This is a genomic window from Pseudomonas sp. JL27(2026), assembly GCF_056933555.1.
The window spans coordinates 2,617,940-2,632,310 of the sequence record NZ_CM167794.1 but is presented as its reverse complement, the minus strand read 5'-3'; the positions used below and the strand labels follow the sequence as shown (position 1 = coordinate 2,632,310).

Genomic DNA, 14,371 nt, shown 5'->3' with positions numbered 1-14,371 from the left:
TCGCGAGCAAGCCCGCTCCCACATTGGAATTGCGTCAATTCATCAGGCGCGGGCGGTGCACCAGGCATTGATCAACTCGACAAACGTGCCCTGCACTCTCTGGACCAGCGCTTCATCATCGATTTCTCCGGCCATCCACGCTCGGCTCGGCTCCTGGAAAATCGTCCGACCCACCGCAAACCCGCGGCAGGCCTGGCTCTGGCTCGCCTGCGCAAAGCCTTCGGCGAGCGTCGCGGCGGGGGCGTTCAACCCCAGCAACACCACGCCACGGCAATACGGGTCGCGTTCCTGAATCAGTTCGTCGAGCTGCTTCCACTCGTCACTGCTTTGCGCCTCGATCTTCCACCAGGCCGGAAAGATGCCGAGGTTGTACAGGCGTTTGATGGCGCGGTAGAGCACATCCGGATGAGGCGAGGGGTGATCCTTGGGCGGGATGATTTCCAGCAGCAACTCGTGGCCGCTCACCTGCGACGCCTGATACAAACCCTTGAGCTGCGCTTCCTGCTCCAGGCGCAACAGCGGCTCGTCGTCCGGGTGAAACTGCACCAGGCATTTGATGATTTGTTCCTGCGGCCAGGCGATCAGGTTGCTGCCAATCGAGCGGCCATGTTCGAAGGCCAGCGGCCGCGAACCTTGCACCTCCACGGGCCGCGCCACCCACCAGCCACGACCGGTGGCCGCATTCAACGAGTCCTGGCCGAAACGCTGGTCAGCCAATACACCGACATCGGCGTCTATGCCCCGCTCGCGCAAATCTGCTTCGACCCGTTCCACAGCGTTGATGAACAACTGCTTGAGTTCGCCAATGCTGCTCAGGTCACGACCGCCCTTTTGCGCCAGTTCCACCAGTTGACCCCGGTGGTCGAAGGCAAAGATGAACAGTTGCTTCCAGGCCTTGCGCGGGACGCTGACCTGATGCAGACGTTGCAGCACCGCGTCCTGGTCCGGCCGGGTGATCGGCACCGGGCTATTGAACAGGTAATTGAGCTCGGCGCGGGTCGGCATCGCAGGGGCGCAGGCGTGGCGTGATACCACCAAACCACCACACGCATTGGCCAACTGGCAGCAGCGCTCGTCATTGGCGTCCTCCAGCCAACCGCTGAGAAAGCCCGACATAAAGGCATCACCGGCGCCCAGTACGTTGAGCACCTCGACCCGCACGCCAGGATAGATCGCGCCGTCTTCGAGACGAACCGGAATCACCCCGTGAATCACCGTGCAGCCTTGCGGCCCGAGCTTGACCACCAGCGTGGCTGGCGTCAGGCGCCGCACATTGCGCAACGCAGCGAGCAGATCCTCGGAGCCGCCAGCAATCAAGAACTCGTCTTCAGTACCGACAATCAGGTCGAAACGTGCAAGGATCTTCTGCACGTGCTGGCTGACGTTCTGGTCGGCGACAAAACGGGTTTCACCATCGGCTTTACCCGCCAGCCCCCAGAGAACCGGGCGGTAGTCGATGTCGAGCACACGTTTGACGTGGTGCTTCTCGGCGTACTCCAGTGCCTGAATACTCGCCTTGTAGACGCTGTCCGTGGAGAAATGGGTGCCGGTGATCAACAAGGCTTTGCTGGAAGCGATAAAGGCTTCGCTGATGTCTTCGGCGCGCAGCCCCATGTCGGCGCAGTTCTCGCGGTAGAACACCAACGGAAAGGTTTCGCGGTCTTTTAGACCCAGCAGGACCATCGCGGTAAGACGCTCCGGATCAACCTTGATGCCGCTGACGTCACACCCTTCGCGAGCCAGGGATTCGAGCAGGAAGCGCCCCATGTGGTCGTCGCCCACCCGGCTGAGCATGGCCGACCTCAACCCCAGCCGCGCCGTCCCGAAAGCAATGTTCGCGGACGAACCGCCCAAGTACTTGGCGAAGCTTGAGACATCCTCCAGCCGCGCACCAACTTGCTGCGCATAGAGATCGACGCCCAGGCGCCCCAGGCAAATCAGATCCAATTGACGCCCACTGGCAAAACGAGTCTGGCCCATGCTGGCTCCTGTTATTTTTATCAGCCTGCGTTCGGGTGCGTAGTCGCACCGAACACTCTTGGTGGGTGGAGACTAAAACGTTCGCGAGCGACAAATCAATATTTATTCCATTGATTTTTTACATGGAATATTTTTTCCAATAAACTTTCCCACACCCCTGCCAGACACCGTGCATCGTTTCAGCAATTGTCTGGCCGACCCAAGGCTCAAGATTTTATTTGCGCCTACCCTGTAGACTGCGCACAGCCAACCTATTGTCAGGGGCAGCCCGTTACCAAGCGGCCCTATAAGAACAAGCCAGAAGGATTATTTATGTCCCGCACCGATCAGCCGGCTACCGCCGAGACCACGCCCGAGAGCGACCTCGCCAGCCCCCCGATCAATGCCGAGCGCTTGCTGCAGCTGATTACCAACGAATACGAAAGCCTGCCGCGCCAGCTCAAGCGCATCGCCAGTTACATGAGCCAGCAGAGCGACCGGATCATGGTCGACCGCATCAGCGACATCGCCCGTGAGTGCGAAGTCCACCCCTCGGCCATCGTGCGCTTCTCCCAGCGCTTCGGGTTCAGCGGGTTCAGCGAAATGCAGGCGTTGTTCCGCGAGGCGTATACGCACAAGACCACGCCGGTGCAGAACTACCAGCAACGCATTCGCAGCATGATCGCCAACAAATCGCAGAAAGCCAGCGGTGGCGACCTGGCACGCGAATGCATCAATGCCACGTTGTCGGGCATCGAACGCCTGGGCCTGGAGCTGGATGACCAGGCCTTCGACAAGGCCGTGGACCTGGTGGTCAATGCCGACAACATCTATGTGGTCGGCGTACGCCGTTCCTTCGCGGTGGCCGACTACCTGGTGTACAACCTGCAACACACCAACAAGCGCATTCACCTGGTCTCGGGGCTGGGCGGCAGCTACCGCGAGCAAATGCGCAGCGTGCGGCCCAACGATCTGGTGATCGCCATCAGCTTCACGCCCTACGCCAAGGAAACCCAGCACTGCCTGCGTATCGCCCAGCATCATCAGGCGAAAACCCTGATCATCACCGACAGCAACCTCTCACCCCTGGCTAAACGGGCGAACACCGTGCTGCTGGTCAATGAAGGCAGCTCGTTCGCATTTCGCTCACTGAGTGCAACGTTGTGCCTGTGTCAGGCGCTGTTCATCGCCGTGGCGTATCGCCTGGAGCTAAAGATGGACGAGATTCACGAGCAGGTCGGTTTCGAGGACTGAGGTTCAGCCGCCGTGATGAGTGTGGGCCTGCAACGAACCCGGCACCCCGGTGCGAATCAGCCCACCCTCTTCGATCCAGCTCAGGGTCGACTGATAGGCCCGTTGCAGCAATTGATCGGTCTGGGTGAAGTCGAATACTGAGATCCCCAACGGACAGAGCGGCGCAACCACATGAATCGCCGCGCGCGGTGCGTACAACTCAATGTCGCGCACCAGTTGGCGCATGCTCATCAGGTTCAAGGTGTGCAAGGCCAACGCCACCAGCCCCGGCGGCGGACTGGGGCAGGCGCAGCCAAAACCGGTCGGCACCACCACAACCCGTGTCGCGCCCAGGCACACTGCACTGGCAATTGGCGTGTTGCTGGCGACGCCGCCGTCGACCAACAGTTTGTCGCCGATCTGCACGCTCGCGAACACCAGTGGAATCGCCGCACTGGCCAGTAACGCTTGCTCAGCGCTGCCACTGGACAACAGTTCTTCGGCACCGCTGAGCAAATTGGTGGTAACGATGTACAGCGGCAGCTCGGTGTCTTCGATCAACGTGAAAGGCAATGCTCGCCGTACCAGACGCTCCAGCGCCGAAGACTGCAATAGAAAACCTCGGCGACGAAAGATCGCCGACAGGGTATCAAGCAGTGAAAACGGAAACACATCGTCCTTGCGCAAACCGCGCCAGAAGTCTGCCAGCTCGGCCACGCCTTGCGCATGTGGTCGGGCGGCGAAGTAGGCACCGTTGATGGCGCCGACCGATGCACCAATCACCAGGTCGAACGAAACCCCCGCCTCGACCAGCGCCTGCAACATGCCGACTTGAACCGCGCCGAGGCTACCGCCACCAGCGAGCACCAATGCAGTTTTTTCGACAGGCATGGCGGACCTCCCGCTCAACTCGAGTACCTTGACTGTCAAGCATAGCGGCTGCGCTTGATAACACTCAGGTCGCGGCCCACGCCAGGGCCCTGGCCAACAGTTCTTTGCGCAACACCGGCGGGCTGACCACGGCCAAACCGCTCTGCGCCTGGGTTTCCAGCAGTGTGTTGACCTTCAGCACACTGGTTGCCCCGCCCATCAGCAAATAGCTTTTGCGCTCCTGGATGCTGATGACATTCAGCAACCAGTCATCACTGAACTTGCCCAACTCCCTGGCAATGCGCGGACGCTGGCGTTGCAGCAGTGCCTGTGCATTCCAGACGCAGAGCTGTGCAAAAAAACGCGGTAACAGATCGCTTTGCTCCATGGTTTTCAGGTCTTGAAGCAGTGCGACGTGCAGTTTGCCTTCGAGCGCTTCCTGGCATTCCATGAAATACCGCGCCGGCCAGTCGTCACTCAACCCCGCCAACCTGGCCAGCACCGCGTAAGCCTGGATGTCCTGATCGGTGGTGACCAGAGCACCGAAGTTCAAGGTGTTATCGAGAATCCCGGCCGCCAGCAAGGTGGCGCTGTGCGGGCTGATGGAGGCCAGCAGCCCGGACGCGACCCAGCGCTGGTAGATCTGGGTGCAGGCCGCGCCAATGACCCGAATATCCGCCCGCTGCGCCAGACGCTCGGCCCAGAAGGCTTCAAACCCCGGATGATGATCAATCACCTCAATCACCTGCTCCACCTGCACGACAGTGTCCAGATAACGAGGATCGGAGACGTCCACCAGCACGAACTCGTCATCCGGCTGCGGCACATGACAATCGAGACCTTTGCCGCCGTCACGCAGCGAGGGGCTGATACTCAGGTTCAGCGGTGCACGACTCACGGCCAGTGCCGGGCGCCCTGTCAAGTTGAGCAATTCGGCGTAGGCGATGCAGCCGGCATAGGCGTCGATGTCCAGATATGCCGAGCCTGAAGTCACAATGATCATAACGTCCCTGTCGAAGGCCCATGGCCCTGCTACCAAATCCGGGCACCTTCGCACCTCGTTGTTACACGGGTGTGACAGTGGCTAAGCTCATCGGTTTACCACTAAATTGGTGGCGCATTGTCTGTGATTGTTTGCTGCCCATCTCCCAAGGAGCCGTACATGAAGCTGATCGGAATGCTCGACTCACCCTATGTCAGACGTGTCGCCATTAGCCTGAAATCGCTGGACATCCCCTTCGAACACGCCTCGATTTCGGTGTTCAGGGGCTTTGACCAGTTCCAGCAGATCAACCCGGTGGTCAAGGCTCCCACGCTGGTACTGGACGACGGCGAGGTGCTGATGGATTCGACCTTGATCCTCGACTATCTGGAAGCTTTGGCGGGGCCTGGCAACAGTTTGATGCCGGCGGACTTGAACCTGCGCCTGCGTGCGTTGCGGCTGATCGGCCTGGCATTGGCGGCCTGCGAGAAGTCGGTGCAAATCTATTACGAAAGGAACCTGCGGCCTGCCGAGAAACGGCATGAACCGTGGCTGGAGCGCGTCAGCGGACAGTTGCTGGCGGCGTATGCGGTGCTGGAACAGGAGCTGCAAAAGCAGCCGTTGAAGATGGACGGTTCGCTCACCCAGGACGGCATCAGCCTTGCTGTGGCCTGGAGCTTCACACATCTGGTGGTGCCGGATCAGGTGCAGTCGGCGCAGTTTCCGCAGATCAGCGCGTTCACCGCTTACGCGGAACAGTTGCCCGCGTTTGTCAGCACACCGATGACCTGAACAAAAATGATTGTTCCCACGTCGAACCGCCAACGTGGGAACAATCGGTTCATCAGGCCGGTTCTGCCTGTTTTTTCTCAACCACCGGTGACGCTTCAAACCGGTCCGCCAGGAACGGCGTGATGTCCAGCGGCAATGGCTCGTTGTTCACCAGTTTGTCCAGCAGTACGCCAGTGATCGCCGAGGTCAGGATGCCGGTGCGAAAGTGCCCGCAGGCGTTGAGGTAGCCATCCACACCCGCCATCGGGCCGAGGATCGGCAGCTCATCTGGCGAACCCGGGCGCAAACCCGCCCAGGTGCGCTTGAGATTCACGTCAGCCAGCTCCGGAATGCAACGCACCGCGCCTTGCACCAGTCCGGCGATTTCCGGGTAAGTGGTGGTCACGTCGTAGCCTTTATCCTCGGTGGTGCTGCCGATGAGGATTTCACCGTTGTCCTTTTGCGCCAGGTAGCAGTCGCTGGTGGTCAGGCAACCTTGCAGCAACTTGGGCATGCGTTCGGTCAACAGGATCTGGCCCTTGACCGGTTTCACCGGAATGCTGACGCCGGTGGCCATCAGGCTCAGGTCTGCGGCCCAGGCCCCGGCGGCGTTGATCAAGGTGTCGCAGTTGAACAGCCCGGCTTCGGCCGTCTGCACACCACTGACCCGCGAGCCCTTGTGCAGCACGCCTGTCACGTTGGTGTTGAAGTACATGTCGACGCCATTTTGCCGCGCACCTTCGGTGTAAGCGTCTGCGAGCCGGAACGGGCTGACCTGGTGGTCGCAAAGGAACTCCAGCGCCCCGCGCGCCTCATGGCTGACACTCGGCTCGGCTTCACGCAGGGCCGCCTGGTCGAGCCAGCGTACCTGGTCAGAGAGGTGTGGAATGCAGGCAACAATGTGCTCGGCATACAAACGGTCTTCGTCGTCGTAGATCACGAACTTGAGCCCGGTCTTTTCGAACTTGAAGTCCATGCCATGGTTTTCCTGCAACTCACGGTGCAGCTGCGGGTACATCGCATTTGATTGCAGAGCGAAATCGAAGAACGAGTCCGGCAGGATGTGCGGCGTGCTGGAGTCGACCGCCACCGCCGAACCCTGCGCTTCGCGCTTGCGGTTGGCCGACATCATGCGAAAGAAAATCACCCCGCAGCCCAGGCCGACCGACTCGCCGATCGCCCACAGGCCACCGGCAGACGCGCGCGTGGCGTTGCCAGGGCGCTTGGCGTCGATCAAGGCGATTTTCAGGTTTTTGCGCTTGGACAGTTGATAGGCGCAGGACGCCCCGATCACACCGCCGCCGGCGATTACAACGTCGTAGTACTTACTCATGGTTCAACGCATCCGTGCTGGTGGTCTGGAAGGCCGAAAAAGGAATCGGGTCAATCGGGAAACGCGGGCGCAGCCAGCCCACGTCGGCGCGGCCGGTGGCCTCGCGCAAGCGGTCGCTGCAATAGCCCACGCACATGCGCCCCTGGCAGTCACCCATGCTCACGCGGGTGCGCATTTTCAGGCTGGCCATGTCTTGAACACCTTGACTCAAGGCGCGATCGATGTCGGCGCGCGTCGCGTGCTCGCAACGGCAAATCACGGTGTCGGCTGCCGGCAGCGCGGTTTGCCCGGCGCCGCGTTCGGTGTAGCGGTCGACCGCGGCCCGAAAGCGCACGATGGATTTGAGCTTGCCCAGATAACGCTCACGCAGCGCCAAGGCTTGATCTTCCTTGAGCACGTGACGTTGCAGCAGTATCGACACTGCGGCAATCCGCCCGCTGAGCATCGCCGCCTCGCCACCGCGAATCCCGCCCATGTCGCCGGCCATGTGAATGTGTGGTTCGCTGCTTTGCTGCCAGGTATTGGTGGTGGCGCGCAGGTAGCCGTCGTCGCTGAACCCATGGCCCAGGCCCATTTGCTGGCTGAGTTGGGTGCGCGGGATGAAACCGTAGCCGACTGCCAGTGTTTGCGCCGGGACTTTCTGGGCACGACTCGCGTCCGGTTGCCAGGTGGTTGAGTACGGTGCAACCGTGACACCGCTCAACTCGCCCTCCCCGTAGGCATCCACCACCCCCCAGCCGTAGCGCATCGGGATGCGGTGCATTTTCAGGTAAGCAAGCATGCTCAAACCGTCGAGGAACAGTTGCGGCTTGTTCAGCAGCGCCAGGCTTTCCTTGGCGATTTTGCCGAAGGCGCAAGCTTCATAAACACCTGCCACCGTCACCCCGGACGCGTGGAGCTGACAGGCCACCAGCGGCAACAACGGGCCGGTGCCGGCGATCACCACCGGGCCCTGCGGCTTGACCACGCCGCTTTTGATCTGCAATTGCAAACCACCCAGCAGCATTACCCCAGGCAACGTCCAGCCCGGGAACGGCACACTGCGTTCGTGACAACCGGCGGCCAGCAACAGATGCGAATACTCGACCTCCTGCAAACGTTCGTCCGCGTCCAGCAGCACCAGTGCGCGGTGCCCTTCGGCACCGATTACGCGGCTGTTCAGGCAGACGTCGATCAGCCCGGCATTAACCTGGAAATCACCGTGCAGTTTGGCCAGTGCTTCCGAGTAACGCGGCCCCAGGTAATCCAACTGCACACCGTCGCGCAGCGGCCCGCGATAGACCACGCCACCCAGTCGCGACGCCTCCTCGAGCAAGGTGCAGGCCACGCCATGTTCAGCCAGCTCAATGGCGGCCGCCATACCCGCCGGGCCACCGCCGACGATCACCGGTTGCAGGTTCATAGTGCCTCCTGCTCGGCAATGCGATTGACGGCGGTATCGACCTGCATGCCCGGCCGGACCAGTGTCTGGCAGGCGCGGCGCTTGTGTCGTCCGTTGATTTTCACCAGGCAGCAGTGGCAAACACCCATGCCGCAATAGGCGCCGGAAACCTGGTCGTGGTCGTTGCGCGCAACCTGGCGCATTCCCAGGGACTGAATGACCGTGAGCACGGTTTCGCCGATTGCGGCACTCACCGGTTGGCCATTGATCTGGATGGTCATATCCGCCTGCTGAAGCGGCTGGATGTCAAACGGTCGGTCTAGGCGATGCATTACTCATTTCATCCGTGAAGAGGTTCGGGTAAGGGTTGTCAGCTTCATGTTGCACTCCCCACTTGCAGGCCCGCGGTCAGAAATGACCGGCCGGTCTGCAAAGGCTCGTCGACTATGCAACAAGAGCAAGCCAGACAATGTAGTCCATGTCTTGCAAAGGACTAGGATCTTTTACCCTAAGGTAAATAACCCATTCGAATATTGATCCAGGCCAGTAAAAACGCAGGCTGTTGGCAGGGTTTGAAATCAGAAAACTGTATGACCTGAAGTAAGCGCTCTGGCCCGGCCTTCTCCTGCGAATCAAATAAAAAAACCGCCCTCGCGAAGCAGGGGCGGCGTTGTGCAAAAGGGCCAGAATCAGTGCACAAACATCGCAATCAAAATAATCATCGGGATCGTGTGTCGGGCAACCGACTGTGCGCGACAGGTCAGTTTCAGCGGGTTTATGCATGGGCCTCCCGCCTCTGCACTTCGCCAGTCAGCGCCGACGCTGGACGTTGAGATAAGCCCCTGTCAGCAAGACAAACGCCGAAGGCAGGTAAAACACCATCAACACCACAAAGATAAACTGCGCTGCGGAAGACGACTGCGCCAGGGCGAAATAGACAGACGCCAGACCGCCCAATGCACAGAGAATGCCCATGACCCAGCGCACCCACGAGGCACCTTTATAGAGAAACCAACAGAGGGTGGCGCTGATTGCGAATCGAATGCCGCTCTTGATATCAGGTTGCAGCAATACGCTGAGCAGCGGGATGAGCAAGAAACCGACAATGATCGGTATCACCATTCTTTTTTTGACGTTCAATGCTGCCAATGTCCTTTTCGCCAGGGTAAAGCCCGAGGGCGACGCAGTATAAACGTCAACGAGCCCGGCTTAAGCATCAAGGCGTCGCCCGATATCGGTGCCGAAAAACGATGGGCGAGATGAAATATTTTTTAGATAGCCCACACTCAATCCTTGGCAGACTGTCGTCCAGCCCTCTGAACCTCTCATCAGGAAAGCCCGATGCCCCGCATTCTGACCATTGAAGACGACGCAGTGACAGCCAGGGAAATCGTCACCGAGCTGACCCGCAACGGCCTCGACGTGGATTGGGTCGCCAATGGCCGTGAAGGCCTGGCCCGGGCGGCCAGCGGCGATTACGACCTGATCACCCTGGACCGCATGCTGCCGGAGCTCGATGGCCTGGCGATTGTCACCACCTTGCGGACCCTGGGCGTGAATACGCCGATCCTGATGATCAGCGCCCTCTCCGATGTTGATGAGCGGGTTCGTGGCCTGCGGGCCGGTGGCGATGACTACCTGACCAAACCGTTTGCCACCGACGAAATGGCCGCCCGGGTCGAAGTGCTGCTGCGTCGACAGAACACCGGGGGCCAGCTCAACACCGCGCTATGGGTCGCGGACCTGCAACTGGACCTGATCAGCCATGAAGCGACCCGTGCCGGACAGTTGTTGAGCTTGCTGCCCACCGAATACAAGTTGCTCGAATTTCTGATGCGTAACACCGGGCAGATCCTGTCGCGCATGATGATTTTTGAAGAGGTCTGGGGTTATCGCTTCGACCCCGGCACCAACCTGATCGATGTGCACATCGGTCGCCTGCGTAAAAAGATCGACCCGCCCGGCCTGATCCCGCTGATTCGAACCGTGCGAGGCTCGGGGTATGTCATTGCTGAACCCGTCTAACGGCTGGCGCTCTTCCAGCAGCCGCTTGCTCGCGCTCTACAGTGCCCTTTTCGTGGCCTGGAGCGGCATTCTCATGGGCGTGATGTATTACGAGGTCTCCAGCTACCTGGACAGCCTGGCCAAGCACTCGCTGATGCAACGCCAACATCTGTTTTCACGTTTTCATGGCGAGCAACTGGACGATGCGCTGACCACCAGCCTGACGTTCGACCAACGCGGCATTGACGCTTATGGGCTGTTCGACAAACACCTGCGTCCATTGAGCGGGCCGGTGCGCGCGATCCCCGCCGGCCTGCCACTGGACGGCAAGATCCATGAACTGCGCGACTGCTCTGACCCTGACGACCCCGGCCTGCCGTCCGACAGCTGCGATGCCGTGGCGAGCTATACCCAGGACGGCCGCTGGCTGCTGTTGGTCCGCGACAACGGTTCGTTGTTCGCCGTGACGCGAATCATCCTCCATGCGTTGCTCTGGGGTGTGTCGCTGACCATCATTCCCGGCATCGCTGGCTGGCACCTGCTGCGGCGGCGACCGTTACGGCGCATCCGACAGTTGCAGGCCAGCGCCGAAGCCATTGTCGCCGGCAACCTGAACCTGCGTTTACCCCTGTCGAACCGGCGCGACGAACTGGACATGCTCGCGGCTATCGTCAACGCCATGCTTGAACGGATCGAGCGCCTGGTGAATGAGGTCAAAGGCGTCTGCGACAATATTGCCCATGACCTGCGTACTCCGCTGACCCGTTTGCGTGCGCAGTTGTACCGGATCCAGCAACAGGCCGGCGAACAATCGCCCCAGGCGCTGCAACTCGATCAGGTGATAGCCGAAACCGACACCTTGATGGCGCGCTTTCGCGGGCTGCTGCGCATTTCCGAACTGGAAGACCAGCGTCGCCGCGCAGGTTTTGTGGTACTCGACCCGTTGGCACTGCTGCATGAACTGCATGATTTTTACCTGCCACTGGCCGAAGAAGGCCAGTTGCGCCTGAGCCTGCACATTCCCGATTCATTGCCCAGCGTGACCGGCGACCGCGCCTTGTTGTTCGAAGCGCTGGCCAATCTATTGAGCAACTCGATCAAGTTCACCCCGCCCGGTGGCGAGGTAGTCCTGTGTGGCTCACGGCACGGCGGCAGCACTCGCATCGAGGTGCTCGACTCCGGCCCTGGCATCCCGCCCGACAAACGTGCAGCAGTGTTCCAGCGCTTTTATCGCGTGGATGACAGCGCGCAACACGCCGGATTCGGCCTGGGGCTGTCCATCGTCGCGGCCATCGTCAACCTGCACGGCTTCAGCCTTGAAGTGGGCAGCAGTGAACTCGGCGGTGCCCGACTCAGCCTGGATTGTCGGCAACGCTTGCTGGACAAGAACTGAAACCGCCGAGGTGTTGCGGGGCGGGGGCTTGAGCGTCGGGGCCAGGCCATGGTGTGTGTGACATCCGGTGTTTTTCTCCTGCGTTCGGCAGGCGCTGTTCTACAGTCAATGGAAGCACTCGGCCCGGTGTTTCTGACGCGGGCACTGGAGCGCTCGACCGCCCGACTTCCAGCAGTGTCCGGCCCGCAGACATGAGTATTGAAGCTCGATAAAGGTTGTCGCCATGACACTTCCCTATGATCCGGGCCGCAGAGCACTGTATCGGCCCGAAGAACGAACCAGCGTCTTCACCTCGCTGGTGGTCAATGACCTGCAACTGTGCACCGAAGCCTCCCGATTGGCATACCTGCGTTTCGAAGAGTCGACGACAGCGCGTACACAGCTGTCCGACGCACTGGATCTGGCGGGGTTCAATCATGAACTGACGCATTTCGTCGATGCGACCACCGACGGTGCCGGTTTTGGTGTCATGGACAGCGCCATGGGCACGGCATTACTGGTGTTCCGGGGCACCCAACCGGACCACGTCCTGGACCTGCTCACCAATCTCCAGTTCTTCCACGCGCACTGGAGCCTGGGCACCGGTCAGGTTCACCGGGGCTTCAAGATGACCGCAATCAACCTCTGGGCACAGGTGTCGACATGGCTGCAAGGGCCGGCCCTTTCTCGCAGTCGGTTAATCATCTGCGGCCATAGCCTGGGTGCCGCCATCGCCACGCTCCTGGCCAAACCCGCGTCAGCGAACCTGCTCGTGACGCTGGGCTCGCCGCGCGTGGGTGACCCTGACTTCGTGGCGAGCCTGGCGGGGCTGCACAGCATTCGCCTTGTCGACTGCTGTGATCTGGTGACGTCCCTGCCGCCTGACTTTCTCGACTATCAACACGTCGGACAACTGCACTACATCGACCTCAACGGCTTTGTTCACCTCACGCCCAATGAGCCATTCATGGCGCAGGACCAACAGCAGGCGGTGCAGTTCTATGATGCCCACTACAAGCACCAACCCGGGAATGTCGTCACCCGACGCCTTGCCGATCATGCGCCATTCAACTATGTCCGGGCGTTCTGGTGACACTGCCCCGCAAACCGTACCGGGCACCGGTTCTACGGCGACATGGATCGCCATGTCACTGTAGATCCGGTTAACTCACCGGTCATTCAGCCGGTCATTTGAGCGCTGGCAATCGCCGCCGATGCCGCCAACATCGCCCGTAACAACACTGCACAACCGGCGGCCAGGTCATCCGGCGTGGCGTTTTCGATTTCGTTGTGGCTGATACCACCCTCGCAGGGCACGAAGATCATCCCGGCAGGCCCCAACTCGGCCAGGAAGATCGCGTCATGCCCTGCCCCGCTGACGATGTCCATGTGGGACAACCCCAGCCCTTGCACTGCGCTACGCACGGCATCAACGCAGCCCTTGTCGAAATACAGCGGCGGGAAGTCGGCGGTCGGCGTCAGCTCGAAACTCAAACCGTGTTCGTCGCAGGTGCTGTCGATCACTTGCCGCACCTCGGCGATCATCGAATCGAGCCGCGCCGGTTCCAGATGCCGGAAGTCCAGGGTCATGCGCACTTCGCCGGGAATCACGTTGCGCGACCCCGGATAGGCCTGCAGGCAACCGACGGTGCCGCAGGCGTGAGGTTGATGAGCGAGGGCTGCACGGTTCACCGCGAGCACGACGGCGGCAGCGCCGACCAGTGCATCCTTGCGCAAATGCATCGGCGTCGGCCCCGCGTGGGCCTCGACACCGCGCAGCTTCAGGTCAAACCACTTCTGACCCAGCGCGCCCATCACCACACCGATGGTTTTGCGCTCGTCTTCCAGAATCGGCCCTTGCTCGATGTGCGCTTCAAAGTAGGCACCCACCGCGTGGCCGCTGACGTTGCGTGGGCCGGCATAGCCGATGGCGTTCAGCGCCTCCCCCACGGTCACGCCTGCTGCATCGGTTTTGGCCAGGGTTTCTTGCAGGGTGAATTTCTCCGCAAACACGCCTGAGCCCATCATGCACGGGGCGAAACGCGAACCTTCCTCGTTGGTCCAGACCACCACTTCCAGGGGGGCTTCGGTTTCCACGCCGAGGTCATTGAGGGTGCGCAGCACCTCGACACCGGCCAGCACGCCAAAGCAACCGTCGAACTTGCCGCCCGTGGGTTGGGTGTCAATGTGGCTGCCGGTCATCACGGGGGGCAGTTGCGGATTGCGTCCGGCGCGCCGGGCGAAGATATTACCGACCGCGTCGATGCTCACCGTGCAGCCTGCTTCCTCGCACCATCGGACAAAAATGTCCCGTGCCTGGCGGTCGAGGTCCGTCAGGGCCAGGCGACAGACCCCGCCCTTGACCGTGGCCCCGAGCTTGGCCAGTTCCATGAGCGACTGCCAGAGGCGGTCGCGGTTGATGTGCTGATGGCCGGACTGCAGAACGTCGACGGCAGCGTTCATGGT

The 14,371-nt window shown here is 60.9% G+C and carries 13 protein-coding genes; 5 read left to right on the top strand and 8 right to left on the bottom strand.

Annotated features, from left to right (window positions below):
• Positions 1-42: 42 nt before the first annotated feature.
• A complete protein-coding gene (locus tag AC1Z1G_RS11985) occupies positions 43-1,980 on the bottom strand; it encodes a bifunctional 5-dehydro-2-deoxygluconokinase/5-dehydro-2-deoxyphosphogluconate aldolase (RefSeq protein ID WP_483627188.1) in 1,938 nt (645 codons plus the stop codon).
• Positions 1,981-2,292: 312 nt separating this feature from the next.
• Between AC1Z1G_RS11985 and AC1Z1G_RS11980 the strand changes: the two genes are divergently transcribed.
• Positions 2,293-3,213 carry a MurR/RpiR family transcriptional regulator gene (locus tag AC1Z1G_RS11980; RefSeq protein WP_347905740.1) on the top strand — a complete coding sequence of 307 codons (921 nt, stop codon included), beginning with the start codon at positions 2,293-2,295 and terminating at the stop codon, positions 3,211-3,213.
• A gap of 3 nt (positions 3,214-3,216) precedes the next feature.
• Here the strand turns inward: AC1Z1G_RS11980 and AC1Z1G_RS11975 are convergent, their stop codons facing one another.
• Together AC1Z1G_RS11975 and AC1Z1G_RS11970 are read right to left on the bottom strand one after the other, a co-directional pair.
• The gene (locus AC1Z1G_RS11975) at positions 3,217-4,083 is read right to left on the bottom strand and encodes a patatin-like phospholipase family protein (protein WP_483627186.1); all 867 of its coding nucleotides are present in this window, start codon (positions 4,081-4,083) and stop codon (positions 3,217-3,219) included.
• A gap of 64 nt (positions 4,084-4,147) precedes the next feature.
• Positions 4,148-5,065, bottom strand: a complete 918-nt coding sequence (locus tag AC1Z1G_RS11970) for a DHH family phosphoesterase (protein ID WP_483627184.1) — start codon at positions 5,063-5,065, stop codon at positions 4,148-4,150.
• A gap of 159 nt (positions 5,066-5,224) precedes the next feature.
• Here AC1Z1G_RS11970 and AC1Z1G_RS11965 point away from each other — a divergent pair, with 159 nt between their 5' ends.
• Complete coding sequence (locus AC1Z1G_RS11965; RefSeq protein ID WP_483627182.1) at positions 5,225-5,836, top strand: glutathione S-transferase; 612 nt, start codon at positions 5,225-5,227, stop codon at positions 5,834-5,836.
• A gap of 52 nt (positions 5,837-5,888) precedes the next feature.
• On the opposite strand, the gene hcnC is transcribed toward AC1Z1G_RS11965, so the two are convergent.
• From hcnC to AC1Z1G_RS11945, 4 genes are all read right to left on the bottom strand, one after another.
• A complete protein-coding gene (gene hcnC, locus AC1Z1G_RS11960) occupies positions 5,889-7,148 on the bottom strand; it encodes a cyanide-forming glycine dehydrogenase subunit HcnC (protein WP_483627180.1) in 1,260 nt (419 codons plus the stop codon).
• A complete protein-coding gene (gene hcnB, locus AC1Z1G_RS11955) occupies positions 7,141-8,550 on the bottom strand; it encodes a cyanide-forming glycine dehydrogenase subunit HcnB (protein ID WP_483627178.1) in 1,410 nt (469 codons plus the stop codon). Before hcnB ends, hcnC begins: the two co-directional genes overlap by 8 nt.
• The gene (gene hcnA, locus AC1Z1G_RS11950) at positions 8,547-8,861 is read right to left on the bottom strand and encodes a cyanide-forming glycine dehydrogenase subunit HcnA (protein ID WP_347905735.1); all 315 of its coding nucleotides are present in this window, start codon (positions 8,859-8,861) and stop codon (positions 8,547-8,549) included. Before hcnA ends, hcnB begins: the two co-directional genes overlap by 4 nt.
• Before the next feature lie 478 nt (positions 8,862-9,339).
• Positions 9,340-9,669 (bottom strand): hypothetical protein, encoded by a 330-nt coding sequence (locus AC1Z1G_RS11945; protein WP_483627176.1) that lies wholly within the window; start codon positions 9,667-9,669, stop codon positions 9,340-9,342.
• 201 nt (positions 9,670-9,870) lie between these two features.
• Here AC1Z1G_RS11945 and AC1Z1G_RS11940 point away from each other — a divergent pair, with 201 nt between their 5' ends.
• The 3 genes from AC1Z1G_RS11940 (at position 9,871) to AC1Z1G_RS11930 (ending at position 12,998) form a co-directional block, all read left to right on the top strand.
• Entirely contained in the window at positions 9,871-10,554 is a 684-nt protein-coding gene (locus AC1Z1G_RS11940; protein WP_483627174.1) for a response regulator transcription factor, read from the top strand.
• Positions 10,532-11,926: a sensor histidine kinase gene (locus AC1Z1G_RS11935; RefSeq protein ID WP_483627172.1), complete on the top strand. Its 1,395-nt coding sequence runs from the start codon at positions 10,532-10,534 to the stop codon at positions 11,924-11,926. The genes AC1Z1G_RS11940 and AC1Z1G_RS11935 overlap by 23 nt, the downstream gene beginning before the upstream one ends.
• 223 nt (positions 11,927-12,149) lie before the next feature.
• Entirely contained in the window at positions 12,150-12,998 is an 849-nt protein-coding gene (locus AC1Z1G_RS11930; protein ID WP_483627170.1) for a lipase family protein, read from the top strand.
• Between the two features lie 86 nt (positions 12,999-13,084).
• On the opposite strand, the gene AC1Z1G_RS11925 is transcribed toward AC1Z1G_RS11930, so the two are convergent.
• Positions 13,085-14,368 (bottom strand): Zn-dependent hydrolase, encoded by a 1,284-nt coding sequence (locus tag AC1Z1G_RS11925; RefSeq protein ID WP_483627168.1) that lies wholly within the window; start codon positions 14,366-14,368, stop codon positions 13,085-13,087.
• Between the last annotated feature and the right edge of the window lie 3 nt (positions 14,369-14,371).

Bases quoted from the DNA above. Each gene is read 5' to 3' on its own strand.
- AC1Z1G_RS11925 (WP_483627168.1), bottom strand. From the start codon at position 14,368: ATGAACGCTGCCGTCGACGTTCTGCAGTCCGGCCATCAGCACATCAAC.
- AC1Z1G_RS11980 (WP_347905740.1), top strand. From the start codon at position 2,293: ATGTCCCGCACCGATCAGCCGGCTACCGCCGAGACCACGCCCGAGAGC.
- AC1Z1G_RS11975 (WP_483627186.1), bottom strand. From the start codon at position 4,083: ATGCCTGTCGAAAAAACTGCATTGGTGCTCGCTGGTGGCGGTAGCCTC.
- hcnC (WP_483627180.1), bottom strand. From the start codon at position 7,148: ATGAGTAAGTACTACGACGTTGTAATCGCCGGCGGCGGTGTGATCGGG.
- AC1Z1G_RS11935 (WP_483627172.1), top strand. From the start codon at position 10,532: ATGTCATTGCTGAACCCGTCTAACGGCTGGCGCTCTTCCAGCAGCCGC.
- AC1Z1G_RS11985 (WP_483627188.1), bottom strand. From the start codon at position 1,980: ATGGGCCAGACTCGTTTTGCCAGTGGGCGTCAATTGGATCTGATTTGC.
- AC1Z1G_RS11970 (WP_483627184.1), bottom strand. From the start codon at position 5,065: ATGATCATTGTGACTTCAGGCTCGGCATATCTGGACATCGACGCCTAT.
- AC1Z1G_RS11940 (WP_483627174.1), top strand. From the start codon at position 9,871: ATGCCCCGCATTCTGACCATTGAAGACGACGCAGTGACAGCCAGGGAA.
- hcnA (WP_347905735.1), bottom strand. From the start codon at position 8,861: ATGCATCGCCTAGACCGACCGTTTGACATCCAGCCGCTTCAGCAGGCG.
- AC1Z1G_RS11930 (WP_483627170.1), top strand. From the start codon at position 12,150: ATGACACTTCCCTATGATCCGGGCCGCAGAGCACTGTATCGGCCCGAA.
- hcnB (WP_483627178.1), bottom strand. From the start codon at position 8,550: ATGAACCTGCAACCGGTGATCGTCGGCGGTGGCCCGGCGGGTATGGCG.
- AC1Z1G_RS11965 (WP_483627182.1), top strand. From the start codon at position 5,225: ATGAAGCTGATCGGAATGCTCGACTCACCCTATGTCAGACGTGTCGCC.